Annotated in this window: 22 protein-coding genes and 1 pseudogene; 12 read left to right on the top strand and 11 right to left on the bottom strand. The window is 73.1% G+C overall.

Annotated elements, in window-relative coordinates; genetic code table 11:
• Nucleotides 1–249 precede the first annotated feature (249 nt).
• Nucleotides 250–972, bottom strand: a complete 723-nt coding sequence (locus tag ABD340_RS27375) for a choice-of-anchor P family protein (protein ID WP_344592708.1) — start codon at nucleotides 970–972, stop codon at nucleotides 250–252.
• 58 nt (nucleotides 973–1,030) lie between these two features.
• Entirely contained in the window at nucleotides 1,031–1,786 is a 756-nt protein-coding gene (locus tag ABD340_RS27370; protein WP_344592707.1) for a L,D-transpeptidase, read from the bottom strand.
• Between the two features lie 216 nt (nucleotides 1,787–2,002).
• Here ABD340_RS27370 and ABD340_RS27365 point away from each other — a divergent pair, with 216 nt between their 5' ends.
• The 7 genes from ABD340_RS27365 (at nucleotide 2,003) to ABD340_RS27335 (ending at nucleotide 10,323) form a co-directional block, all read left to right on the top strand.
• The gene (locus ABD340_RS27365) at nucleotides 2,003–2,530 is read left to right on the top strand and encodes a phage holin family protein (protein WP_344592706.1); all 528 of its coding nucleotides are present in this window, start codon (nucleotides 2,003–2,005) and stop codon (nucleotides 2,528–2,530) included.
• Nucleotides 2,527–3,015: a DUF3618 domain-containing protein gene (locus tag ABD340_RS27360; RefSeq protein WP_344592705.1), complete on the top strand. Its 489-nt coding sequence runs from the start codon at nucleotides 2,527–2,529 to the stop codon at nucleotides 3,013–3,015. Before ABD340_RS27365 ends, ABD340_RS27360 begins: the two co-directional genes overlap by 4 nt.
• A 119-nt stretch (nucleotides 3,016–3,134) precedes the next feature.
• Nucleotides 3,135–5,450, top strand: a complete 2,316-nt coding sequence (locus tag ABD340_RS27355) for a transcriptional regulator (protein WP_344592703.1) — start codon at nucleotides 3,135–3,137, stop codon at nucleotides 5,448–5,450.
• 223 nt (nucleotides 5,451–5,673) lie between these two features.
• Nucleotides 5,674–7,101, top strand: a complete 1,428-nt coding sequence (locus ABD340_RS27350; protein WP_344592702.1) for an SPFH domain-containing protein — start codon at nucleotides 5,674–5,676, stop codon at nucleotides 7,099–7,101.
• A 128-nt stretch (nucleotides 7,102–7,229) separates the two neighbouring features.
• On the top strand, nucleotides 7,230–8,276 hold the full coding sequence (locus tag ABD340_RS27345) for a LacI family DNA-binding transcriptional regulator (RefSeq protein ID WP_344592700.1): 1,047 nt from the start codon (nucleotides 7,230–7,232) through the stop codon (nucleotides 8,274–8,276).
• Nucleotides 8,277–8,485: 209 nt separating this feature from the next.
• The gene (locus ABD340_RS27340) at nucleotides 8,486–9,415 is read left to right on the top strand and encodes a pseudouridine-5'-phosphate glycosidase (RefSeq protein WP_344592699.1); all 930 of its coding nucleotides are present in this window, start codon (nucleotides 8,486–8,488) and stop codon (nucleotides 9,413–9,415) included.
• Nucleotides 9,412–10,323, top strand: a complete 912-nt coding sequence (locus ABD340_RS27335; protein ID WP_344592697.1) for a carbohydrate kinase family protein — start codon at nucleotides 9,412–9,414, stop codon at nucleotides 10,321–10,323. The genes ABD340_RS27340 and ABD340_RS27335 overlap by 4 nt, the downstream gene beginning before the upstream one ends.
• Here the strand turns inward: ABD340_RS27335 and ABD340_RS27330 are convergent.
• Genes ABD340_RS27330 through ABD340_RS27305 form a run of 7 tightly spaced genes read right to left on the bottom strand, consistent with a single transcriptional unit; the run spans nucleotide 10,289 to nucleotide 16,215 of the window.
• Nucleotides 10,289–11,236, bottom strand: coding sequence for a nucleoside hydrolase (locus tag ABD340_RS27330; protein WP_344592695.1), 948 nt, complete (start codon nucleotides 11,234–11,236; stop codon nucleotides 10,289–10,291). The two genes, ABD340_RS27335 and ABD340_RS27330, sit on opposite strands and share 35 nt — an antisense overlap.
• Nucleotides 11,125–11,937 (bottom strand): RNA-guided endonuclease InsQ/TnpB family protein, encoded by an 813-nt coding sequence (locus ABD340_RS48085; protein ID WP_425547442.1) that lies wholly within the window; start codon nucleotides 11,935–11,937, stop codon nucleotides 11,125–11,127. Before ABD340_RS48085 ends, ABD340_RS27330 begins: the two co-directional genes overlap by 112 nt.
• A 60-nt stretch (nucleotides 11,938–11,997) precedes the next feature.
• Nucleotides 11,998–13,269, bottom strand: coding sequence for a cytochrome P450 family protein (locus ABD340_RS27325; RefSeq protein WP_344592694.1), 1,272 nt, complete (start codon nucleotides 13,267–13,269; stop codon nucleotides 11,998–12,000).
• Nucleotides 13,266–13,922, bottom strand: a complete 657-nt coding sequence (locus ABD340_RS27320) for a GTP-binding protein (RefSeq protein ID WP_344592692.1) — start codon at nucleotides 13,920–13,922, stop codon at nucleotides 13,266–13,268. Before ABD340_RS27320 ends, ABD340_RS27325 begins: the two co-directional genes overlap by 4 nt.
• Nucleotides 13,903–14,259, bottom strand: a complete 357-nt coding sequence (locus ABD340_RS27315; RefSeq protein ID WP_344592691.1) for a DUF742 domain-containing protein — start codon at nucleotides 14,257–14,259, stop codon at nucleotides 13,903–13,905. Before ABD340_RS27315 ends, ABD340_RS27320 begins: the two co-directional genes overlap by 20 nt.
• A complete protein-coding gene (locus ABD340_RS27310; protein WP_344592690.1) occupies nucleotides 14,256–14,660 on the bottom strand; it encodes a roadblock/LC7 domain-containing protein in 405 nt (134 codons plus the stop codon). The genes ABD340_RS27315 and ABD340_RS27310 overlap by 4 nt, the downstream gene beginning before the upstream one ends.
• Nucleotides 14,650–16,215 (bottom strand): ATP-binding protein, encoded by a 1,566-nt coding sequence (locus tag ABD340_RS27305; RefSeq protein WP_344592688.1) that lies wholly within the window; start codon nucleotides 16,213–16,215, stop codon nucleotides 14,650–14,652. The genes ABD340_RS27310 and ABD340_RS27305 overlap by 11 nt, the downstream gene beginning before the upstream one ends.
• 677 nt (nucleotides 16,216–16,892) lie before the next feature.
• On the opposite strand from ABD340_RS27305, the gene ABD340_RS27300 reads away from it, so the two are divergent.
• The 3 genes from ABD340_RS27300 to ABD340_RS27290 all read left to right on the top strand — a co-directional run bounded on the left by ABD340_RS27300 (nucleotide 16,893) and on the right by ABD340_RS27290 (nucleotide 20,705).
• Nucleotides 16,893–17,492 (top strand): TMEM165/GDT1 family protein, encoded by a 600-nt coding sequence (locus tag ABD340_RS27300; RefSeq protein ID WP_344592687.1) that lies wholly within the window; start codon nucleotides 16,893–16,895, stop codon nucleotides 17,490–17,492.
• Nucleotides 17,489–18,739 (top strand): YibE/F family protein, encoded by a 1,251-nt coding sequence (locus ABD340_RS27295; RefSeq protein ID WP_344592685.1) that lies wholly within the window; start codon nucleotides 17,489–17,491, stop codon nucleotides 18,737–18,739. The genes ABD340_RS27300 and ABD340_RS27295 overlap by 4 nt, the downstream gene beginning before the upstream one ends.
• Before the next feature lie 85 nt (nucleotides 18,740–18,824).
• Complete coding sequence (locus ABD340_RS27290; RefSeq protein WP_344592683.1) at nucleotides 18,825–20,705, top strand: CASTOR/POLLUX-related putative ion channel; 1,881 nt, start codon at nucleotides 18,825–18,827, stop codon at nucleotides 20,703–20,705.
• Here the strand turns inward: ABD340_RS27290 and ABD340_RS27285 are convergent.
• Together ABD340_RS27285 and ABD340_RS27280 are read right to left on the bottom strand one after the other, a co-directional pair.
• Nucleotides 20,683–21,918, bottom strand: coding sequence for an SMI1/KNR4 family protein (locus tag ABD340_RS27285; protein WP_344592682.1), 1,236 nt, complete (start codon nucleotides 21,916–21,918; stop codon nucleotides 20,683–20,685). The genes ABD340_RS27290 and ABD340_RS27285 overlap by 23 nt on opposite strands.
• 58 nt (nucleotides 21,919–21,976) lie before the next feature.
• Nucleotides 21,977–22,315, bottom strand: a complete 339-nt coding sequence (locus ABD340_RS27280; RefSeq protein WP_344592681.1) for a hypothetical protein — start codon at nucleotides 22,313–22,315, stop codon at nucleotides 21,977–21,979.
• A 59-nt stretch (nucleotides 22,316–22,374) separates the two neighbouring features.
• Here ABD340_RS27280 and ABD340_RS27275 point away from each other — a divergent pair.
• Both ABD340_RS27275 and ABD340_RS27270 read left to right on the top strand, forming a co-directional pair.
• Nucleotides 22,375–22,905: pseudogene (locus tag ABD340_RS27275) on the top strand (DUF5753 domain-containing protein); the annotation flags it as partial.
• Nucleotides 22,902–23,099: a DUF397 domain-containing protein gene (locus ABD340_RS27270; RefSeq protein ID WP_344592679.1), complete on the top strand. Its 198-nt coding sequence runs from the start codon at nucleotides 22,902–22,904 to the stop codon at nucleotides 23,097–23,099. The pseudogene ABD340_RS27275 and the gene ABD340_RS27270, both read left to right, overlap by 4 nt.
• Nucleotides 23,100–23,226: the final 127 nt, after the last annotated feature.

Below are 23,226 nucleotides of genomic sequence, written 5' to 3'. Positions count from 1 at the left end.
GCCACAATCAGCGCAGGCCCCTCGACAGGCGATCCAGGGCCTGTCTCGAAGCGGCCTCAAGTACCGCGCGAGCGCGTTACCTGGCCGGTGGGGCGATGCCGAAGGCGAGCCCCACCGGCCAGGTCGCGAAGCGATGTCGCGCTCGCACTAAGCACGGTCAGGGTGCGAGCCGCCAGGCGAGCATCCTGGGCCGGGGTTGAATAAACACAGCCCGCTGGGCGAGCACCTGGGCCGGGGTTGAAATACGCGTCAGCCGGTCACGGGCAGGTCACCCGGGATGGGCGTGGGCGCCGGCGCCTGGCCGGGCGGCGGGGTGGCCGACGGCGGGGTCGGCGACGGCGACGGCTTCTCCGGCGTACCCGGGCCGCCGGGGCCACCGGGGCCGCCCGCGTCCTTGCCGCAGGTGGCGGACGCGATGCTGATCGTCTCGCTCTTGCCGGGCCCGATCGGCAGCGTCAGCTCGATCGCGGTGACGGTCAGCCGCCCGTCGGAGCCGCGGACCTGCTTGTTCAGCACCAGCGAGGCGGTGCCCAGCGTGTCCAGCGGCACCGCGACGCCGCTGTTCGGCCGGGCCTCCGCCTTGATCGTCTTGCCGTTCAGCTGCACCTTGACGAGCTGGGAGCTGCCCTCGCCCTTGACGCACTTGGCCGTGACCAGGCTGGCGGTCAGGCGTGCCTTGGGCACCTTCAGGTCGACGACCGAGGCGCGGGCCTGCGCCTTGCCGGCGGAGGCGTTCAGCACCCGGGCCTGCAGCACCGGGTTGGCCGGGACCTGGGCGACGCTCCGGCTGGCGGTGGCCCCGGCGGACGTCACGGACGGGGTCGCCGGGATGCTCACCGGCCCGGTGGCGTTGACGGCGAACGCCGTGCTCGCCGGGGTGGTGGCGTGAGCGGCCGGGACGACGGCCGCCAGTGGCAGGGCGGCGGCCGCGCCGGTGATCACGGCGGCCCGGGTCAGATGCTTCAAGCGCATGTGCGTGTCTCCTTGAACAGGGGTTGGAACTACTGGGAGTGCCGGCGGGAGGCGCCCGTCAGTCGACGATCTCGACGGTGCTGCCGAGCGGGGCCTTGGACAGGCGGGTCAGCGCGTCCGACGGCACCCGGACGCACCCGTGGCTGACGGCCTTGCCGAAGTCGGACTTTTTGGGCCAGCCGTGGAAGGCGACGGTCCCTGGGCCGCCGCCGTAGGTGTCCAAGGTCTCGGAGTGGGCGCCGACCGGCAGGATGAGCGGGCTGAAGGTGGCCTTGGGCGGCGCCAGCGAGGCCAGCAGGAACGTCCGCCCGGTCGGGGTGGGCGTCTTGGCCTCGCCGACCGCGACCGTCCAGGAGCCGGTCTTGCGGCCGGACTCCAGCAGGGTGAGACGGCGGTCGCTGATGTCGACCTTGATGGCGTGCTTGCTGCGCGCGGTCTCCACCTTGTCGGCCGCGCCGGGGATCCAGCCGGAGACCCGGTTGGGGCGGCTGGGGAGCAGCACCCGGTTCCAGCCGGGTTTGCTCTCCACGACAGGCACCCAGGTGGGCCCGCCCAGCTGCTTGTCCGGCAGCGTCGCCAGCGCGGGACCGCCCGGCTGCGCCGACACGGGGAGCGGCGCCTTCGGGCGGACGACGGTGCCGTCGGTCTTGCCGAACGGGTCCTGGTCCTGCGGCAGTCCCTTCAGCGTCGTGTGCGTGGTGGCCTCCGGCAGCTTCCCGCCGCCCGGCGCGCCACCGCCGGACGTGGCGGTCGTTTTCCCGCCGCCCCCGCAACCGGCCGCGAACACGGCCGTGGCGGTCGCCGTGACCGCCATGAATCTCCGACCAGGCGTGGACATGTATCGCCCCTTCTCTCCCACCGGCCTTGCTGTGCACGACACATACGCACGGGGCGTGACGGAGGTTGCACGCTTTCCTCAAGAACTCTCCAAACCGCCCCGTACGCGTTTACCGCGGGGACAGGGGGAACTGGCTCTCAAGTCCCGAAAAACGCGCCTACCTCGGCCAACTAGACGGGAGGGGCTGGTTCGATGAGCACCGTACGGCCGCAGGAGAGCGGCGAGAGGACCACCGGCGACGCTCAGGCGACCGCCGTCCACCGGCCGCCCGAGCAGCGGCCCCCCGAGGTGCCGCCCGCCCATCGGGAGACCGTCCCGCCCCGGGCCGCCGACCGGGAGGGCGAGGGCATCGCCGAGCTGGTCACCCGCGGAACGCAGCAGGTCTCCGAGCTGCTCCGGGCCGAGCTTCGCCTGGCCGTCATGGAACTCAAGGACAAGGGCAGGCACGCCGGGACCGGGGCCAAGCTGTTCGGCGGCGCCGGTCTCGTCGCCCTGTACGGCGCCGGCGCCGTGGTGGCGGCGGTGATCGCGGCGCTGGCGCTGGCGATGCCGCTGTGGGCCGCGGCGCTCATCGTCGGCGTGGTGCTGCTGGTGATCGCCGCCGTGCTCGCGCTGCTCGGCCGCGCGCAGACCCGGCAGGCCGTGCCGCCCAGGCCCGAGCACGCCATGGACAGCGCCCGCCGGGACGTGTCCGAGATCAAGGAGAGGGCGCACCGATGACGCAGCAGCGATCGAGGGACGCGGCGGCGCCGGCCGGGACGGCGGAACTGCGCGCGGAGATCGAGCGGACCCGCCGCGAGCTCGGCGACACCGTGGAGGCACTGGCCGCCAAGACCGACGTCAAGGCGCGCGCCAGGGAGACCGCGGACCGGATGAGGACGCAGGTGTCCGATCGCGCGCGGCGCGTGACCCGGAAGACCAGGGCGGCCGGTCCGCAGGGCGAGGAGGGCGCGCGGCCGTCCGGCACGATGGCGCGCCGCGGTGCGACGGTCGCGGTCTGCGGGGCGGGCGTAGCGGTCGCCGTGGTGCTGGTGCGGCGCCGCCGAGCGGCCCGCCGGCGCCCGTTCTGGCAGCGGATGATGCCGGCGCGCGTCCGCTGGACGCCGCCCGCCCGCATGTACGCTCCGCGCCTTCCGGCCCGGCTGGGCGACCGCCGTACGCGCCGCGTGCTGGACCAGATCAGGGCGAGGGCCGTCCGCCGGTAATTGCGTTGCGGGGCTGTTCGAACCGCTCCTACTGTTCTGCACGCGACAGCGTGTAGCTCAGCAGTAGAGCACCGGGCTCTAACCCCGGAGGGCGCGGGGGCAGAACCCGCCACGCTGGCATGAACGGTGGCGACGCGAAGCCGCAGGTGGGGATCGCCTACTCGCACGCCCAGCTGGCGAAGGCGTTCAGCACGGCCCTGACGCACGAGGACGAGTCCGTGCGGCGGCGCGCCGAGGAGCGGTTCGGACGCTGGGAGAAGGTCCTGCGCGGCATGGCCGACGGGACGCTGACGATCGGGTCGCGGGCCCCGGTGTCGGGACTGCCCGCGTGGGTGACGCCGAAGGTCGTCCGCGGCGGGTTCGCCACCGGGGACGCCGCCGCGGCCGGGCCGCCGGAGCCGTACGAGATCGAGGCCGCCCGGCGGGCGGGCATCGCCCCCGAACGCCGCGCGCTGTTCGCGCATTACCTGACCGACGCGGGCCTGGCCGAGCTGAACTCCCTCCTCGACGACGGCCACTACGACATCGCGCTCCCGGAGGAGGCCGCGCTGCTGGTGGTGGCCTGGCTGCTGCGCGCAGGGGACGCGGACGCGGCGTGGGGCGTGCTGGAGGAGATCGAGCCGTACGCCGGCCGGCTGCGGTTCGCGCCGCGCCCGAGCCGGAGCGCGCCCGGCGAGGCGGAGATCGTCCACCGGGAGAGCGTCGGCGGCGTGCGCGAGGCGCTCGCCGCGCGGCGCCCCAACCGGGCCGTCGCCGCGATGAACGAGGCGCTGGCGGTGTGGAACCCGTTCGCCGACGAGCTGCTGGCGCACTGGCTGGAGACCGCCGACCCGGAGACGGGACGCGTCGCCGTCCAGGAGCCGGACGGCTGGCGGGTGCGCGGCGCGGCCCTGCTGGTGCGCTACCGGGCACTGGCCGCCGAGCACACGCTTTGCGGCAAGCACCGCGGGCCGAAGGAGAACCTGGCGATCCTCCGGTCGGCGCTGGAGGACGTCTCCGAAGGCGGCGGGACGCCGACCCGGCCGGGGCTGCTCCAGCACGCGGTGGACGCGATGGTCCGGCGGCGGGGCGCGCCCGGGACGGCCGGGCACGCGGCGCTGCGCGAGCGGCAGGCCGCGGACGCGTCCAGGCACACCCATCACGCGCTCGCCCAGGTCCTGCTCGCCCGCCTGTCGGAGTTCCCGCCGGAGGCCGGGCTGCCGCTGCCCCTGCCGGAACGGCTCACCGGACCGGTCACCGCGGACGAGGCGCGCCGCGCGACCGGTCTCGCCGCGGGCGCGGTCATGCCCGCGTCGCTGCGCCGGACGGTCGAGGCGGCGACCGCCGCCCCGATCGGCACGCTGGTCGAGCGCGGCGTGGTGCCGTCCGCCGAGGTGATGGCGCGGCTCGTCCCGCAGCTGGTGGCGTGGACGACCGCGCAGGCGTACGCGGACGAGCCGCTGCGCCGGCTTATGGCGGGCCTCTACCGCGCGTTCCGCAACCGGCGCTCGCTGCTGCTGCTGAACCTGGAGCACCAGGTCCAGCTGGGCGAGCTGCCGTGGGTGCGCGCCGTCCACCGGCACCGTGTCCCGGGGCACGGCTCGGTCACCGGCGCGCGGACCGCGCTGGTCCGGCTCGGCGAGCTGGCGCTTCAGGGCTTCCCGGGAACCATCCTGCCGAACCCGCTGGTCAGGGAGCTGGCCACGCTGAGCCGGGCGGCGGACATCGAGGTCCCGTTCGTGGAGGAACTGGCCGCCGACATCTTCGAGGGGACCTTCTCCGGCAAGTTCCTGAAGGCGACGCAGGTGGCCGGGGAACTGCTCGAAGGGACCCTGTACGAGCGCTACTACGGCATCCGGTACGCCCCGTTCCGCGACGTTCGCGACATCGCGTGGAGGGGCCTGGCGGCGCAGAACTCGGCCTCCTTCGCCGCGCTGTGCGCCGACCGTGCCGGGGTGCGGCTCGGCGGGTACGTGCCCGCGATCAACGGCATGGTGATCGAGCAGGCGCAGATCCTCACCACCCACAACCTGGCGGCGCTGGTGCACCCGATCGGCGTGGACCCGTCCCCGGGCTGGGGCGATCTCGCGCGCCGCGCGTTCACGGCGGTCTGCCGGCCGGTGGTTCGCCTGCACAACAACCCGAGGCCGTTCGGCATGGTCAAGGACGCGGCGTACGCGTGGCGGCAGATGATGTTCTTCCTGGCGCTGTGCGGGCTGGAGGAGCAGATCGCCGTCATCGCGTGGGTCCAGGACGAGGCCGGGCGCCACCCGGAGCATGTCGCGCGCCGCTTGGCGCCCGCGCTCGCCGGGCTGCGGCACGTGCTGACCGGCGGCAGCCTGGACGACGGCGGCGCGCCCGGGGCGCGGCGGTTCACGGGCTGGGCGCGGGACGGGCACTTGCACTGGATCCTGGCGCCCGCGGACGGCTCGTCGTTCGCGCCGCGTCGCTCCTGAGACCGGGCCCGGCCGCACCCGGGCCCGGATTTGTGAATTTTATTCGGGTGTATCCAATGGTTTCGGCCTAGGCCGATCATCGGCGATGTGCGGGATCCCTTGATGGACCGGGTTATGCGCTTCCCCGAGGCGTGATTCCCCCGATGTCCGACGTGCCAGGGCAAATCGGTTGCGGTGATCACGGAGCGTCGGCAGACTCGGCGGCATCGTGAGGGAGGCGCCGGTGACGGGCGAGGGCAGCAACACCTATCTCGATCAGGTCGTCGCACAGCAGGCCGTGCTGGAGGACGACCTCAAGGCCAAGCGCGGCGCACCCCAGGGCGCGCCGGGCTCCGCGGCCCCGCGCGGCCGGCAGTCCGCCCTGCGCAAGCGGGAGCGGGCGCTCGGCGCCGCTCCCGGCGGGCCGGCGCAGCCCGCCGACCGCACCGCGCCCGGCCCGGTGGACGTGCGGATCAGCGGCTTCTGGCGGTGGAAGAACGTGCTCGTCCCGCCGAACGCGTTCGTGGTGCACACCCGGCGCGGCCGGGACGCGCCGCTGCACATCGGGCTGGGCGTCTCGTTCCGGTTCAACCCCGCGACCGACTCGTTCCTGGTGGTGCCGGGCGCGACCCAGACGATCCTGATCAACGCGTACTGCATCTGCCAGGAGCTGCAGGGCGTGCTGGTGCAGGGCTACGTCCAGTGGATCATCCAGGACTTCGGCGTCGCCTACCGCAAGCTGGACTTCGGCGACGACGAGGACCCGATGCGGCTGGTGAACCTGCAGCTCAAGGAGCAGGCCGAGGCGGCGATCAAGGACAAGGTCTCCACCATGGGCGTGCGCGACGTGCTCAGCGACAAGCAGCCGATCATCGAGGAGCTGACCGCCCGGCTGCGCGCCGTCGCCGAGGGCGAGGAGCACGGCGACCAGGGCCTGGGGCTGCGGATCGTCACCGTGCAGATCAAGGAGGCGGTGGTCAGCTCGTCCCGGCTCTGGGAGAACCTGCAGAAGCCGTACCGGTCCGAGCAGGCGCAGATCGCCCGGCTGGCCGAGCTGCGGGCCGAGGAGGCGATCGCGCAGCGCGAGATGGCGGCCAAGCGGGCCAAGGAGACCCAGCGGCTGGAGTACGACCAGGAGCTGGCCGAACTGCGCGCCCGCAACGACGCGGAGCGGTTCGACACCGAGACCGCCGAGCGGCTCCGCCGTACCCGGCGCGAGCAGGAGGACGCCCGCGAGGTGGCCGAGCTGGAGACCGAGACCACCCGGCACGCGTTGCGGATGGAGCGCGAGCGGCACGCCGAGGAGGCCGAGACCGGGCGGCTGCGGATCGAGCGCGAGCAGGAGCTCCGGCGGCTGGAGCGGGACGGCGAGCTGGCCGCCGCCCGGGACCGCGCGCAGGCCGACCACGAGCAGGGGCTGCTGGGGCTGGAGCGGGACCGGGCCCGTGCCGCCATCGTGAACGAGCGCACCCCCGCCGGCGTCCAGGCCGAGCTGATCGGCGCGCTGCCGGAGATCGTGGAGAAGCTGCCCAAGCCCGCCGAGGTCCGTTCGGTGAACGTGGGCGGCGCCGACCCGACGAGTTTGGCCGGCCTGATCGCGCAACTGGCCGCGGTGGTCGGCGCGCTGCGCGAGGCCGCCGGCGAGGGCCGTCCAGGCGATCGGGCGCGCTGACCGCCCGGCCACCGGTAGCCACCCCTTTTGGCCGCCCGCGCGGCTATCATCACCACGGGTCCGACGGACGAAACCGCTGGACACAGCCCCTTACCGGGCTGACGGCCGGGTCTGACCAAGGGGACGCCATGGACGGCGCGGAGGGTGCCGCGGGACGGCGGGTGACCGCGGTCGACGTGGCGCGTCTGGCCGGGGTGTCGACCGCGACCGTCTCGCTCGTCGTGAACGGCAAGGCGCGGGGCCGGGTGTCGGCCGGCACCCGCGAGCGGGTGCTGGCCGCGGTGGACGAGCTGGGCTACCGGGTCGACGCGGTCGCCCGCGATCTGGCGACCGGGCGGCGGCACAGCGTGGCGCTGGTCGTCCCGGACATCGCCAACCCGTACTTCTCCCAGCTGACCAAGGGCGTGGCCGACCGGCTCGGCACCGGCTACCAGCTGTGCCTGATCATCGCCGATCCTGGGCGCGACCCGCGTTCGGCGGGGCTGGACCGGATCGTCGCCGAGCGGGTGGACGGGGTCCTGGCCGAGGCGCCCGCGGTGAAGCTGATCCGCGAGCTGGACGGGCGGTCGCCGGTGGTGGTGCTCGACCACCCCGCGCCCGACACCGACCACCCGTACGTGGGGTTCGCGCTGGCCGAGGGCGCCGCGGCCCTGGCCGACCACCTGCTGGAGCTGGGGCACGACCGGATCGGCTACCTCGACGCCGATATCGGCGGGCCGACGTTCCAGGTGCGGCGGGCCCGGATGGACCGCCGTCTCCAGGACGTCGTCGGGCACGGTTTCACCGGTCCGGTGGTGCGGTCCAGAACCGACATCGACGCGGCGGCCGAGGCGTTCGCGGCGGCTTGGGACGACTGGCGCGCGGCGGGCGTGACGGCGGTGGTCTGCGCGGCCGACGTGCACGCCTACGGGGTGCTGCGGGCGGCGGCCCGGCTCGGCGTGCGGGTGCCGGGGGAGCTGTCGGTGGCGGCGTTCGACGACCTGCCGTTCTCGGCGCTGGTCGATCCGCCGCTGACGACGGTGAAGCTGTCGGCGTCCGATCTGGGCTTCCACGCCGCCGAACTGCTGCTGGAGCTGATGGAGGGCGGGCCCGCGGGCTCGGTCGCCGCGCCGCCGGTGCTGCCCGCGACCCTGCAGGTGCGCGGCACGACCGCATCCCCCAAGGCGGAACGGTGAGATTCTCGGTGAATAGTACGAGATATCAGTAGCGGCGCATCGCGCGATATAACACCTCTTCTGCCGTCATTCCGCCGGTGCCGTCGCCAGGGGCGCCGCCGTTCCCGTCCGCGCCTTTCAATGGAAGGTGATCATCCGCATTCGGGCATCCCTCCGGTATCCCGTCAAGCGCTTTACGTCAGGACGTTCGTCCCGCTACCGTGCGGCCGGTGAGTCGCTCTGCAACCGAAACCGCCGTGATCACTTCCGCCGAGGTCGCGGACGCGCTGGCCGCGGGCCGCCCGGTCGTCGCGCTGGAATCGACGATCATCGCCCACGGCCTGCCCCGCCCCCGCAACCTGGAGGTGGCGCTGGAACTGGAGGACGGGCTGCGCGCCGCCGGCGTCACGCCCGCCACCGTCGGCGTGGTCGACGGCGTCCCGCGGGTCGGGCTGGACCCGGCGGCGCTGGAGCGGATGGCCACCGGGGACGACGTCTCGAAAGCGAGTGTGCGCGACCTGCCCGTCGCCGTGGCGGCCAAGTCCAGCGCCGCGACCACCGTCGCCGCCACCGCCTACCTGGCCCGCCGCGCGGGCGTCCGGGTGTTCGCCACCGGCGGGCTCGGCGGCGTGCACCGCGGCGCCGCGGCCACCTTCGATGAGTCCGCCGACCTGCCCACCCTCGCCCGCACCCCGATCACCGTGGTCTGCGCCGGGGTCAAGTCGATCCTGGACGTCGCCGCCACCCTGGAACGGCTGGAGACCCTCGGGGTGACCGTCGTCGGGTACGGCACCCACCGGTTCCCCGGCTTCTACCTGACCGAGTCCGGGCACACCGTCGACGCGCGGGCGGACGACCCCGGGACGGTGGCCGCGATGATGGCCGCCGCCGACGACCTCGGCCTCCCCTCGGCGATCGTGGTCGCCAATCCGCTGCCGCCCGCCGAGCAGCTCGACCCTGAACTGCACGACCGGGTCCTGGACGAGGCGCTCGCCGAGGCCGCCCGGCGCGGCCTGCATGGCAAACCGGTCACCCCGTTCCTCCTGGACTACTTCCAGCGCGCCTCCAAGGGCGCCAGCTTGGAGGCCAACATACGGGCCGTGCGGTCCAACGCGGCCCTGGCGGCGCGGATCGCGCAGGTCTGGTCGCCGGGCCGATGACGACGGTGCTGGTGGTCGGCGACGTCATCGACGACATCGTCGTACGGCCGCTGGCCAGGGCCACCGCCGACAGCGACACCCCGTCCGCGATCACCGCGTGCCCGGGCGGCTCGGGCGCCAACCAGGCCGCCTGGCTGGGCGTGCTGGGCACCGGGGTGCGGTTCGCCGGACGCGCCGGGGCCGCCGACGTCGACGCGCACGCGGCGGCGCTGGCCGCGGCCGGGGTGGACGCCCGGCTCGCCGCCGACCCGGGCGCGCCCACCGGACGGATCGTGGTGCTGGCCCGCGGCGGGCGCCGCGACATGTACACCGACCGCGGCGCCAACCTCAACCTCGTCCCTGCCGACCTCCCCGACGATCTCCTGGACGGGGTGGGGCTGCTGCACGTGTCCGGCTACTCGCTGTTCCATCCCGCCGCCGGCGCCGCGGTCGGCGACCTGATGCGGCGGGCCCGCGAGCGCGGCATCGACACCTCGGTCGACCCGGGCTCGGCCGCGTTCCTGGCCCGTACCGGCGCGGCCGCGTTCCGCGGCTGGGCCCGCGGCGCCCGGCTGATCTTCCCGAACCTGGCAGAGGGCCGGCTGCTGACCGGCGCGCGCGAGCCCGCCGCCGTCGCCGCGGCGCTGCTCGCCGACCACCCGGTGGTGGCGCTCAAGCTCGGCGCGGACGGCGCGCTGATCGCCGCGCGCGACGGCACCCGGCTGCGGCTGCCCAGCGCTCCGACCCCTGTGGTGGACCCGACCGGGGCGGGCGACGCGTTCTGCGCCGGCTTCCTCACCGCCTGGGCCGCCGGGCACGACCTGGACGGCTGCGCCCGCGCCGCCGTGCGGACCGCCGCCCGCGCCGTCGCCGCGGTCGGCGCCCGGCCCGCCGCTATCGGGCGAGGGTGCGAACCGCGTCCAGCATGAGATCCCAGAACCGGCCGGCGTCCAGCCCCATCGCGACCCGCGCGTTCGGGGCCGCACCCGTCACACGGTGCAGGTCGACCACCGTCGCGCCCCGGGTGTGCGCGCCGTCCAGCTCGACCACCACGGGCGCCTCGACGCATTCCACGACGTCCGGCTCGACGATCGCCGCGATCGCCACCGGGTCGTGGACGGGCGGGTCGGGCATCCCGTACACCTCTTCATAGGCGCCGGCGAAGAACCGCAGCAGCCCTTCGCACGTCGCGGGCAGCGTCCCGCCGATGGCGCGCAGCCGCGCGAACACCTCCGGCGTCGCGAGCGCCTGATGGGTGACGTCCAGGCCGCACATCAGCAGCGGCAGCCCGCACCGCAGCACCCTGTCGGCGGCCTCCGGGTCGACGAACACGTTGAACTCGGCGAGCGGCATGGTGTTGCCCCGGCCCGCGCTGCCGCCCATGAACACGATCCGCTCGATCCGCCGCGTCAGGTCGGGACGGCGGTCCAGCAGCGTCGCGACATTGGTGAGCGGCCCGGTGGCCGCGATCGTCACCGGCCGCCCCGCCTCCTCCAGCAGCCGCGCCATCACGGTCACCGCGTCGTCCGCCGCGAGCGGGACGGCCGGCTCGGGCAGGTCGGCGCCGTCCAGCGCGCTCTCCCCGTGGATGTCGGGCGCGGTACGGCGATCACCGCGCAGCGCCCGGTCGGCCCCGGCCGCCACCACGACATCGTCCAGCCCGGCGAGCGTGCAGATCCGCAGCGCGTTGGCGGTGACGGCCTCCAGCGGCCCGTTCCCCGCGACGGTCGTCACCGCCAGCAGCTCGATCCCCGGATGCGCCGCCGCGAGCAGGATCGCGAACATGTCGTCGTGCCCCGGATCGCAGTCCAGGATGACGGGAACCGTTCGATCTTCACCCATGGTCCCATTGTGGACCGCGGGGCCCGAGGCGTACCGGGGGACGGCCGCCGGGGGCTTCGTGGGTGGCGTTGACCTCCTCCCCCTCCCTGAAGCTGAAGAAGGGGGATTCCAACCCGTGGCCTCAGGAGAGGGGGACGAGTTGGGGTTCGCGGTTCGTCCGTCCCAGTACTCCGGGGCGTCCCCGCGCAGCGACCGCCGGTCCGGCGGCCGACGCAGACTGACGCATGCCAGCGTTCCGCACGGTCGCGGGTCACCCGATAGGACTTCACACCCTCCGGCACCGGCCGCGACAACCGGAACCGCACCCACCCCACCTTGGGAACCTGCACCGCACCCCACTTGCGCGACAACCGCCGCACCTGGCAGGACTTGAGCCCGACCTGCCGGAACCCTTCATGCAGCCCGGCCTTGCGCCAGGTGGGCCGCTTGTGGGTTCCGGCGAAGAAGTTCGCCATCGCCTGGTTGAAGTCGCGCAGCGCCTGCTGCTGCACCGTCACACTCCCAGCCGCCAGCCACCCGAACGCCGCGCGCGCCTCGGTCAACTGCCGACACTGTTCAGCGAACCCGGGCGCCCTGCCCCGATACCGGGACCACAACCCCTGCTGCTCGACCGCCAGATTCCACACAAACCGTGCATGTGCGCAATGCCCGAACAGGAGCATCTTCTGCTCGGGAGTGGGGTCAAGACGGTACCGGGGCACGCGACGACCCTACCGTGACCCCTCGAACAAAGGAGCGAAAACATGTCGGATTATGCCTGGTCAACGGCCAGCCTCCGAAGGGCGGATACTCTTTCCCCGCCTTGCTCCGCCAAGGTCCGATTCCTCCCCGGCCTGAAGGTCGGGGCATCCTGGAAGAGTTTCGGTGAACGAGACCGGCAGCGACGCCGGGCAGCGCGTCCACGGGGACGGCTCGAACTCCAGCTCGGCCGGGTCGACGGTCAGCCGCAGGTCGCGCAGGTAGTGCAGCGCGGTCGCGACGGCCGTGCGGGCGATGGTGCGGGCCGGGTCGCGCGCCGGGCAGGCGTGCGGGCCGGCGCTCCAGGCCAGATGGGCGCGGTTGCCGCTCTGCCAGAACGGCTTCCCGGCGTGCGCGCGCTGGTCGTGCGCGACCCCGGCGAGCCCGAGGATCAGCGCGTCCCCGCGGGGGATCGGACGGCCGCCCAGCTCGGTGTCGCGCAGCGCGTACCGGGCCGGCATGTTGATCATCGGCGGGTCGACCGCGAGGACCTCGTCCAGCGCGTCGTCGATGCCCAGCCGGCCGCCCCGCACCCGGCTGGCGAACCGCGGGTCGGTCAGCACCAGCCGCAGCGTCTGCGCGATCCAGCCGATGGTGGTGCGGTTGCCCGCCGACACCAGCACCACGATCGACTGGAGCACCTCCGCCTCGGTGCGCAGATCGGGATGGCCGAGCAGGAGGCTGGTCAGGTCGTCGCGCGGGTCGTCGCGGCGCGCCTCGGCCAGCTCGGACAGCACCGCCTCGAAACGGCGGTCGCCCTCCTGGGAGCCGAACGGCGCGCGCATCGCGTCCAGCAGCTCGCGGCTCTGCCCGGGGGCCAGGCCGATCAGGTCGCCGATGGCCGGCAGCGGGACGGCCGCCGCGTAGTCGGCGACCAGGTCGGCGGTGCCGGTCGCGGCGAACCCGCCGATCAGCCCGGCGCACAGCGACTCGACGGTGCGGCGCAGCCGGCGGTGCTCGACGGAGGCGATGGCGTCCTCCAGTGGCCGCCGCAGCCTGCGGTGCTCCTCGCCGTCGTGGCCGATGACGTCGTCGCGGAAGGACATCATCGGGCCGAGCGGGGAGTCGGGCTGGACCGTTCCGTCCTGGACCGCCTTCCAGTCCCGGGCGTCGCGCGAGAACAGGTCCGGCGTGCCGGTGAGGGTCTTCAGCTCCTCGTACCCCATGACGAGCCAGGCGTGCACGCCTGGCTCCAGTTCCACCGGCGCGACCGGGCCGTGCTCGCGCCACAGCCCGGCGAACACGGGCCCGGGGGCGGGGCAGGCCGTGGTGGCCGTCAGCGGCGGCGGGGTCATCGGCCGTCCTTGCGGCCGTGGACGGCGATGGCGTGCCCGGCCAGCGTCACCAGCGCGCGGATCGAGGAGGCGCGGTCGAGCGCGTTGCAGTCGATGATCGGCGTCTCCGGCAGCAGGTCCAGCGCCTGGCGGAGCTGCTCGTGCGGGTGCGGGTGCGTGTCCGGGAAATGGTTGACGGCGACGGCGAACGGCGCCGGGACCTGCGCCTCGATCTGGTCGAGCACCTCGAAACTGCCCGCCAGCCGCCGCGAGTCCACCAGCACCAGCACGCCCACGGCGCCCTCGGCCAGGCCCGCCCACATGTTCCAGAAGCGCCGCTGGCCGGGCGTGCCGAACAGGTACAGCGCCAGCCGCTCGTTCATGGTGATCCGGCCGAAGTCCATCGCCACCGTGGTGGTGGTCTTGCCGTCCAGCCCGGTCAGGTCGTCCACGCCCTCGCCGGCCTGGGTGAGCGGCTCCTCGGTGCTCAGCGGCGCGATCTCGCTGACCGAGCCGATCAGGCTGGTCTTGCCGACGCCGAGGTCGCCGACCACCAGGATCTTCGCCGTGCGCGTGATCGAGCCGGGCAGGTAGGGGATCCGCTCGACCGGATCCTCCGGTTCGCCGTCGGCGGACGGGGGCCCGGACGCCGGATCAAAGGTCGCGAAGGCCATCGAGCACCTCCTTCAGCAGGTCGAGGCTTGGATCGGTGAAGCTGCCGGCGTGTGTCCGCAGCCGGCCCGCGGCGACGAGATCACCCACGAGTATTCGCACGACGCTCACCGGCAGGTTCAGATGTGCCGCGGCCTCGGCCACCGACAGCACCCCGCCGCCGCACACCCGCAGCAGCGCCCGCAGCTGGGGCGGCGCGGTGACCGACGGCGGGGTCTCGGACGGTACCGCGGCCAGCAGCGTGTCGACGCCGATCCGGGGATCGGACGGGGCCGCGCGGCCGCCGGTGAGCACGTAGGGCCGCAGGGGCGTGTCGCGATACTCACCTGGCGGGCTCATTCCGGGGCGGCGCCGGAACCGCGGGCCGGAGTCGCGAGGATCTGCTCGCCGAGCTTGAGGACCATCGCCTGCATCTCCTGGGCGATCAGCGCCGCGTTGATCACCGGTTCGGTGACCACCGCCAGGCAGGACCGGGCGGCGGCGCTGCGGACGAAAAGGTAGCCGCCCTCGTGCCCGACCATGAGCTGGTAGAGCGCCTTCTCCCCGGTGCCGAACTCGCCGGCCTGGTCGCGGGCCAGCGACAGCAGCCCGCTGCAGCGCGCCGACAGCCGGTCGGCCTCCTCCTGGCCGATGCCCTCCGATTTGGCCCGCAGCAGGCCGTCCACGGAGCACAGCACGGCGTGCCGCACGCCCTGGACGTGTGCGAGCCTGCCGACCGCCCAGTCATGATCAGCCGTCATCGGCGCTCTTCTCCGTTCGGTTCGCGTGGGCCTCGTCGTCAGGGGCGTCGTCGTCGGGGGCGTCGGTCGCGGGGGGCGTGGCCGCGGCCGTGCCCTCGAACAGCGCGCCCATCAGCTCGCCCGCCTCCTCCGGTGTCTCCGGCGACGGCGCGATCATGGGCGGGGCGGACGGCGGCGGGGCGCCCCGGTTCCGGCGGGAGACCCGCTGCGGCAGGCCGTCGCCCGGCGGCTCGACGGGCTCCGGCTCCAGCTCCGGCTCGGGCTCGGGCGGAGCGGCCGGCGGGGGAGCCGAGGATGGCGGATCCGGCACCGGGACCTCCGTGACCAGGTCGTGGGGCACCAGTACGACGGCTTGCAGGCCGCCGTACGGCGACTCGTCGAGCGTGACCTTGAGCCGGTGCCGCTTGGCGTAGCGGGCGACGACGGGCAGGCCCAGCCTGGGCACCTCGCCCATATCGGCCAGGCTGATCGTACGGGTGCCGTCCAGCAGCGCCCGCGCCTGCGACAACCGCGGTTCCTCCAGCCCGGCCCCGTGGTCGTCGATGCGGAACACCGCGCCCTGGGCCGCGGTCGACACGCGCACGGAGACCGGGCTGGCGGTCGGGGAGGACTCGGTGGCGTTGGCGAGCAGCTCGGCCAGCACGTGGATCACCGACTCCAGCGCAACCGGGGCGATGGCGGTGTCGGGGTCGCCCTCGACGGCGACCCGCTGGTAGTCCTCGATCCGCCCCTGCGCGGCCTGGACGACCTCGGCCAGCCGCATGGGGGAGTCCCACTGCTGGCCCTCCCACGTGCCGCAGGCCACCGCAAGACCCTGCGCGAGCCGCGCCGACTGTGCCGCCAGGTGGTCGATGACCTGGCAGGTCGCGTACAGGTCGGGCAGGTCGCGGTAGCGCTCGGCGGTGGTGGCGGCCTCCGCCTGGACACGGTGCATCGCCGACTGGACGCGCCGTGCCAGCGTCACCAGCGTGAGCCGCTGCGACTCCAGGACGTCGGCGTTCTCGCGCGGGAGGTCGGCCGCCGCTTCGAGCGCGCCGTCCCGCAGCTTCACCAGCCGGGGGTCGAGGGAGTCGTCGGGGGTGGGCGGCGGCGGCACGTCCCGGCCCTTCCAGGCGGCGGGGAGCTGCCAGGTGAGGAGGTGCTCGACCGCCGCGGTGACGGTCTCGGTGCGGGCGGCCAGGTCGGCGGCGTGCGCCTGCCATGTCTGCTCGCGCTGCGTCTGCTCCTGCTGGAACCGGTGGAGCGCGGCGGCCTGCCCTTCGGCCTGGGCGCGGTAGCGGGCCAGGCCGGCGAGCGCGGCGCGGTGCCGCGTGTACGTCCACCAGGCCCCGGCCGCCGCGGTGATCGCGAACAGGTCGGCGAGGAACGTCAGGATCCACTGCGAGGTGCCCATCCCGGACCTGAAGGAGAGCGGCACGGCGACCACGAAGACCACCGCGCAGCCGGCGAGGATCGGCACCGCTGGCCGCAGCAGCCGCTCGGCCCGCTCGTCTCCCGCGGGCGCGGGGGCCGCCGGGTGCCCCGCGGCGGGCGGGGAGGGCGGGGAAGTAGTCATGATCGCTTTCGTCGCGTGGAGCGGCCCGGGACGGGGGTGCACGGTGCGTCAGGGCGCGACCGTGCGGCAGGCCCTCCGGCCGGTGGTACGGGCCGGGGGCGGCTCGGGGTTCGGTCCGGGGTCCGGCCGCGCGGGGTGCGCCGGAGGGGGCATGCCGGAACGTCCACGACGAGGCGTCGCGCGATGTGGTGTTCCATGCACCGTCCGGCCCAGACTCTCCATCGCTCGCGGCATCGGGACGCGATCAGCAAATCGCCTGCGCGATCGCCCGTCAAGACGTCGATCAGTAACCGGTGGGCCGCCGTACCCGCTCCGACTTGCGTCTTTTCCGGGCGTTACGCCCTTGACCAGGGAAGATGACGTTCCGTGGATTTCAGCGGGAAGTGCGGGCTATGCGACGCAGGCCCGGCTTGTTGCTTCGGGTACAGTTGGGGCGGCGAAGGGGAGTAGTCCCGATCCGCTGAGTGGTCGACATACTGGCGCGAGCCCGGCCCTCAGGCCGCGAACCGTCCGACCGGCGGTCCCGCGGTGGACGAGACCTTCGGTCTGGTAAGGCGTGCCCGGCTTCCGGCCGGGCGCATCCGCCGTGCCGGGCCGAGCGGTCCTCTCCTCCCTCCGGGTGGCGCGCCATGTGGGCCGTCGAGGCCCGGCCCTGAGGGGAAGGGCCCCGAGACCCGATGTCGTTCGACCTGTCCTTCGATCCGGCGACGTTCGCCACCGCATTCGCCGTGATCTTCCTGGCCGAACTCCCGGACAAGACCATGTTCGCCTCGCTGGCGATGGGCACCCGGATGCGGCCGCTGTGGGTGTGGTTCGGCACCTCCAGCGCCTTCCTGGTGCACGTGCTGGTCGCGGTCGCCGCCGGGAGCGCGTTCTCGCTGCTGCCCAAGCCGGTCGTGCAGGTCGTCGCGGCGCTGCTGTTCGCGTTCGGCGCGTACACCCTGCTGCGCGGCGGCGATGGCGACGAGTCCGAGGACGGCGCCCCCGCCGAACGGGTCGGCGGCCTCTGGCCGACCTACCTGACCGCGTTCACCGTGGTCTTCATCAGCGAATGGGGCGACCTCACCCAGATCACCACGGCCAACCTCGCCGCCACCCGGGGGCCGCTGCCGGTCGCGCTCGGGGCGCTGCTGGCGCTCATCGCGGTGTCCGCGCTGGCACTGATCGCGGGACGCTTCATCGCCGACCGCGTCCCGCTGCGGACGGTGCGGCGGGTCGGCGGCGTGGTGATGGCGGCGCTGGCCGTGTGGTCGCTCGCCGAGGCGGTACTCGGATGAGCGGCCACGGACACGGGCATGGACACGGGCATGGACACGGGCATGGACACGGCCCCGCGCGCGGGGAGACCGATCCCGTCGTCCTGCGGGCCGTCCTGGCGATCATCGTCCCGCTCGCGCTGGCGACGCTGGCCGCGCTGATCTGGATGTGGCCGGGCGAGCCCAAGGCGGCGGCGTCCGGAGGCATGACCAGGATCTCCGGGACGATCGTCGACATCGACCTCAAGCCCTGCCCCCGCCCGGTGGCCCCGCCCCCGGACGCCGAACCGGGCGCCGCGCCGCGTCCGACGGACCCCCGCCGGTGCGGAAACGCCCACGTCCATATGGAGGGCGGCTCGCAGGCCGGACGCGTCATCACCGTGGCGCTGCCCGACGGTCCGGGCACGCAGACGTTCGAGACCGGCGACGACGTGGTGGTTCTGCAGCTTCCCGGCGGCGGCGAGGGCGACGCCGCCAACCCCTACCAGCTCTCGGATCACGACCGCTCCGCACAGCTCTGGCTGATCGGCGCCGCGTTCGCCCTCGCCGTGATCGCCTTCGGCCGGTGGCGCGGGCTGACCGCGCTGATCGGGCTGGCGGTGACGTTCGTCCTCCTGCTGACCTTCCTGGTCCCGGCGATCCTGGCGGGCTCCCCGCCGCTGGCCGTCGCGATCGTGTGCGCGTCCGCGATCATGCTGGCGGTGCTGTACCTGACGCACGGGCCGAGCGTCACCACCTCGATCGCGGTGATCGGGACGCTGGTCAGCCTGGCGCTGACCGGGCTGCTGGCCTGGCTGGCGATCCGGATGACGCACCTGAGCGGCATCACCGACGACAGCTCGCTGAACCTCGACCTCGGCCACCAGATCAGCACCCAGGGGCTGCTGCTGGCCGGCATCATCATCGGCTCGCTGGGCGTCCTGGACGACGTCACGGTCACCCAGGCGGTCACCGTCACCGAACTGGCCCGGGCCGATCCCGCCTACCGCTTCGCCCGGCTCTACCGGGCCGCCGCCCGGGTCGGCCGCGCGCACATCGCCTCGGTGATCAACACGATCATCCTGGCGTACGCGGGCGCGTCGCTGCCGCTGCTGCTGCTCTTCAGCGTCGGCGGGCAGCCGCTGGGCGAGGTGGTCACCGGGCCGATCATCGCGCAGGAGATCGTCCGGGGCGTCGCCGGGACGCTCGGGCTGATCGCCGCCGTGCCGATCACCACCGCCCTGGCCGCGTTCGCCGCGTCCCGCAGCACGGCCGGTTCCGGCACCTGAGCAGGTCCCCGAACCGGGCCCCGGCCCTGGGGTTTTCCGGCAAGATGTCGGCCTATTGGGGCTCGGTACGGGGGAGGTCCGGCACTTGGCGCGCGTCAGCCGGCGTGATCGGATGCGGTACTGGTTCGACAACACCATGGCGCGGGGCACCCCCGCGCTGATCGGCTGGCTGGGCCTGGCGTCGGGCGCGCTGATCCTGGTCGTGGCCACGCTGGCGGTGCTGTTCGCACCCGGCGACTCCGCGCAGAACGGGCACTGGTCGGGCGTGGTGTGGCGCAGCCTGCTGCGCACCCTCGACCCCGGGACGATGGGCGACGACGAGGGCACCGCACCGTTCCTCGCGCTGATGCTGCTGGCCACCGTCGGCGGGATCTTCATCGTCAGCGCGCTGATCGGCGTGCTCACCACCGGGCTGGAAGGCAAGATCGCCGAGCTGCGCAAGGGCCGCTCCCGGATCGTCGAGCGCGACCACACGATCGTGCTGGGCTGGTCCGACCAGGTGTTCACGGTGATCGCCGAGCTGGTGGAGGCCAACCAGAGCCGGCGCCGGTCCTGCGTGGCGATCCTGGCCGACCGCGACAAGGTCGACATGGAGGAGGCGATCCGCGCCCGGGTCGGCGACACCGGCCGCACCCGGGTCGTGTGCCGGCGCGGCGATCCGCTCAAGGTCGCCGACCTTGAACTGGTCAGCCCCGGCACGGCGCGTTCGATCATGGTGGTGTCACCGCCGCTCGCGGACGCCGACAACCATGTGATCAAGGTGCTGCTGTCGCTGGGCGCCCGGGCCTGGGACGACGCGTCCCGCCCGCACGTGGTCGCCGCCGTGCACGACTCGGCCAACCTGCCCGCCGCCCGGCTGGCCGGCGGCGGGGCGGCGCACATCCTGGACGCCGACGACATCGCCATCCAGCTGATCGTCCAGTCGCACCGGCAGTCGGGGCTGTCGACCGTCTGCACCGACCTGCTCAACTACAGGGGCCACGAGTTCTACATGCGGGCCGAGCCCACGCTGACCGGCGTCACCTACGGCCGGGCGCTGAGCGCGTACGAGCTGGGCATCCCGGTGGGGCTGCGCCGCCCCGACGGGACGGTCGCGGTCAACCCGCCCGAGCACACCGTGATCGGCCCGGACGACGAGATCATCGTGCTGGCCGAGGACGACCTGCTGATCCGGCTCGCCCAGGACCCGCCGCCCGTGACAGAGGAGGCGATCACCACCGCCGCAGCACGCGCGCGGGCCCCCGAACGGACCCTGCTGGCCGGCTGGAACGACCGCGCACCGAAGATCGTCCGGCTGCTGGACGCGTTCGTGGAACCGGGCTCCGAACTGGTGGTCGCGGCCCGCTGCGACCGCGACCCCAGCGGCGACTTCACCGGCCTGGCCAACATCAAGGTCGGCTACACCTGGTGCGATCCGACCGACCGGACCCAGCTGGAGGCCCTGGACGTCGGCTCCTACCAGAAGATCATCGTGCTGGGCGACGACACCCGCGACCCCCAGCACGCCGACGCCCGCACCCTCGTCACGCTGCTGCACCTGCGCGACATGGAGGAGAGCCTGGGCGACCCGTTCTCCATCGTCAGCGAGATCAACGACGACGCCAACCGGGAGGTCGCCCAGGTCACCAAGGCCGACGACTTCGTGGTCAGCGACAAGCTGATCAGCCTCATGCTGACCCAGCTCAGCGAGAACCGGCACCTCCAGGACGTCTTCACCGACCTCCTGGACCCGGAGGGCTCCGAGCTCTACCTCAAACCCGCCTCCGCCTACCTGCGCCCCGGCGCCGAGGCCGACTTCGCCACGGTCATCGAGGCCGCCCGCCGCCGCGGCGAGACCGCCCTGGGCTACCGCCTGGGCGACCACTACCACGAGCCACCGTCCTACGGCGTCGTCCTCAACCCGAACAAAACAGCGCCCCTGACCCTCGCCGCCGACGACCAGGTCATCGTCCTGGCCGAGGACTAGGCGGCGGCCCATGGACGGTCGTCCAGCCGGCGCGCCACTCCTGTTCGGGCGGACGGATGCCGACGACGGAAAGGGCCGGCAGGTCGTCGCACAGCTTGCGCCACTGATCGTGGCACACCTCCAGATAGCGAAGACCCGGCAGTTCGGCGATCGTGGCGATGTCGGCGGCCGGAGCGGCCGAAACGTCCAGCGCCCACAGGCGGGGAAGCGTGCGCAACGGCGCCAGATCGACCGGGGCCTTGGAGCGGACCGTCAGCGAACGCACGTGGGCATGGCCGGCCAGCGGCGCCAGATCGACCGACTCCAGTTCGAGTTCGAGGGCCTCGACCGGAAGGGCGCGAAGCGGGGTCAGATCCAGGTGGCCAGGTCCCGAGAAGGCCGCCACCCGCAGGTTGGGCAGGGCTTCGAGGAAGCCGAGGTCCTCAACGCCGGTCAAACCGACCTTTTGAAGATGGGGACGGGACGCGGACCCGGCGAGGCTCCGAGCGTCGGTGTTCAGGCTGCGCGCGTCCTCGGCCTCGTACCAGTCGGGAAGACCCGCCTCGATATGAAGATCGTCCTCATCGCTCGTGTAGTCGCCGCGCTCCAGCGCCTCCACGAGGCGGCGCAGGAACGCGGTGACCGAATCGGCGATGTACAGGGGCGCCTCGCCGTAGTCGACGCCGATGCCGATGACCTGCCCGGGACGTCCGTCAGGGGCGGGGTCCATGTCCACCGCGAGCCAGTTGCCGCCGGTGTCGTGCGCGAACCGGATCCACCCGGGCCGCAGGATCGAGCGCCGGACGGCGTTCGCGGGCACCGCGTCGAGCACGGGGGTCCGCTGCGGGTCGTACTGCCACTCCCGTGCGATCTTCGCCCACTCGTCGTCCTCGTCGCCCACCTCTTCGACCGGGATCCAGGGATGGTGGTCGAACAGCGCGGTGGTGAGGGTGCCGTCGCCGTTGGCGACGCGGTAGAGGGCGCGCAGGTCGGCGGGCAGCACGAAGCCGATGCCCTCCTCCAGGGCGTCGAGCTCCTCGCCGCTCGCGGGAGGCGGCAGCCGTTCCTCGTGACCGAAGATCTCCGCACGCCGCCGCATGAGCTCGTGGAACAGCCGTACCGCCTCCTCCGGATCACCGGCCGGGACGGCGGAGGCGGGCGCGTCCTGCTCGTCGCCTCGGTCAGGCGGAGAGGCTTCGTCGTCGCAGATGTAAAGGATCGGCTTCGCTGTCATGCCGCCGGACCATAGCGGACCATCCCGACACTGCCCGCCGGGCTCGATGATCCCCGCGTCACCCGTCCGAGCCGAGGGCGGCGACGGCCTGGCGGACGGCCAGCCGCCCGGCCTGCTCGAACCCGATCTCGTTGGAATCGACCTCGTGCACGCGCGCCGCCGTCAGCGTGACCCGGACGTCGGTCCGCCCGGCCAGTTCCTGCCGGATGCCCTCCCGGGCGGCCTCTGCGTACGAGGCCTCCAGTTCGTCCTCCCCCACCAGGGTGACGAACTCGAACCCGTCCGGATTCGGCTCGAAGTCCACGGTGATGTCGGCGAACGGCCCGCAGGCCCCGATGTTCTTGCGGTAGATCGCCCGAACGCCCCGGACCGGGCGCGGGAAAAGCGGAGTCTGCATCGTTCAGGCGGGCGCGTAGCGCAGCAGGACGACTCCAAAATTGGTTCAATACGTACACTTCGTACGAACGCGTGGCTCGCAGGGTCGAGGTCTACCAAGCCCTGGTGGTCCCCGGTCTGCTCCAGACGTCGGATTACGGCCGTGCGCTGTTTGAAGCCGTTGAAGATGTGGTGGACGTGGATCAAGGCGTGGCGATGCGTCTTGAACGGCAGAAAATTCTCGACAGTGAAGAGCCTCCCCAGTTGCGTGTACTCCTGAAGCAGAGCGTGCTCGAAGATCCGGTAGGGGGCCCGGTCGTGATGAAGGCTCAGCTCGCCCACCTCTTGAAGGTCAGCACACGCCCGAACGTCCACGTTCGGGTGCTGCCCAGGTCTAAAGGGGTGCACGTTGGCCTGGATGGTTCCTTCATGCTCATTCAGGGGCGAAGGGGGGAATGTGGGTATATAGAGGCAGTTGACGGGGGAAGGTTGATCACAGACCCGACAAAGCTATCCTCGCTGCGAGTACGTCTCGACCGGATCGGGGACGACGCGTTGCCCCGAGAGGCGTCGAGGGAGCTGATCCTGCGGCTGATGGAGAGAATGACGTGAGCACCCCCCGGTGGCGCAAGAGCAGTCGTTCGGAGAGTGGGACGGCTGTTGAGTGCGTCGAGTTGGCCGACCTGGGAGGCAAGATCATCGGCGTCCGTGACAGCAAGGCCTCCGAAGTGGGGCATCTAGCACTTGATGCCGCTGACTTCGCCGCCCTCGTGGGCCAGATCAAAGTGGGCGGTCTGGACCTCTGACCAGTGGTGGAGGCGTGGTGAGCGATCCAGTGCGCTGTGCGCCGGACCGGATGCGGGCCGCTGGGGATCGTCCAGGACGGCGCCCCATCCTGACGCGGCTGGCCTGCGGATGTCCGCGGTTCGCCAC

It is taken from the genome of Actinomadura vinacea (genome assembly GCF_039532545.1).
Taxonomy (GTDB): Bacteria; Actinomycetota; Actinomycetes; order Streptosporangiales; family Streptosporangiaceae; genus Spirillospora; species Spirillospora vinacea.
The sequence above is the reverse complement of the archived record's forward strand: the minus strand, read 5'-3'. Positions and strand labels throughout refer to the sequence as shown.

Coding starts and splice junctions, on each gene's coding strand:
- ABD340_RS27375 (WP_344592708.1), bottom strand. CDS start 972: ATGCGCTTGAAGCATCTGACCCGGGCCGCCGTGATCACCGGCGCGGCC.
- ABD340_RS27370 (WP_344592707.1), bottom strand. CDS start 1,786: ATGGCGGTCACGGCGACCGCCACGGCCGTGTTCGCGGCCGGTTGCGGG.
- ABD340_RS27365 (WP_344592706.1), top strand. CDS start 2,003: ATGAGCACCGTACGGCCGCAGGAGAGCGGCGAGAGGACCACCGGCGAC.
- ABD340_RS27360 (WP_344592705.1), top strand. CDS start 2,527: ATGACGCAGCAGCGATCGAGGGACGCGGCGGCGCCGGCCGGGACGGCG.
- ABD340_RS27355 (WP_344592703.1), top strand. CDS start 3,135: ATGAACGGTGGCGACGCGAAGCCGCAGGTGGGGATCGCCTACTCGCAC.
- ABD340_RS27345 (WP_344592700.1), top strand. CDS start 7,230: ATGGACGGCGCGGAGGGTGCCGCGGGACGGCGGGTGACCGCGGTCGAC.
- ABD340_RS27335 (WP_344592697.1), top strand. CDS start 9,412: ATGACGACGGTGCTGGTGGTCGGCGACGTCATCGACGACATCGTCGTA.
- ABD340_RS27330 (WP_344592695.1), bottom strand. CDS start 11,236: ATGGGTGAAGATCGAACGGTTCCCGTCATCCTGGACTGCGATCCGGGG.
- ABD340_RS27325 (WP_344592694.1), bottom strand. CDS start 13,269: ATGACCCCGCCGCCGCTGACGGCCACCACGGCCTGCCCCGCCCCCGGG.
- ABD340_RS27320 (WP_344592692.1), bottom strand. CDS start 13,922: ATGGCCTTCGCGACCTTTGATCCGGCGTCCGGGCCCCCGTCCGCCGAC.
- ABD340_RS27315 (WP_344592691.1), bottom strand. CDS start 14,259: ATGAGCCCGCCAGGTGAGTATCGCGACACGCCCCTGCGGCCCTACGTG.
- ABD340_RS27310 (WP_344592690.1), bottom strand. CDS start 14,660: ATGACGGCTGATCATGACTGGGCGGTCGGCAGGCTCGCACACGTCCAG.
- ABD340_RS27305 (WP_344592688.1), bottom strand. CDS start 16,215: ATGACTACTTCCCCGCCCTCCCCGCCCGCCGCGGGGCACCCGGCGGCC.
- ABD340_RS27300 (WP_344592687.1), top strand. CDS start 16,893: ATGTCGTTCGACCTGTCCTTCGATCCGGCGACGTTCGCCACCGCATTC.
- ABD340_RS27295 (WP_344592685.1), top strand. CDS start 17,489: ATGAGCGGCCACGGACACGGGCATGGACACGGGCATGGACACGGGCAT.
- ABD340_RS27285 (WP_344592682.1), bottom strand. CDS start 21,918: ATGACAGCGAAGCCGATCCTTTACATCTGCGACGACGAAGCCTCTCCG.
- ABD340_RS27280 (WP_344592681.1), bottom strand. CDS start 22,315: ATGCAGACTCCGCTTTTCCCGCGCCCGGTCCGGGGCGTTCGGGCGATC.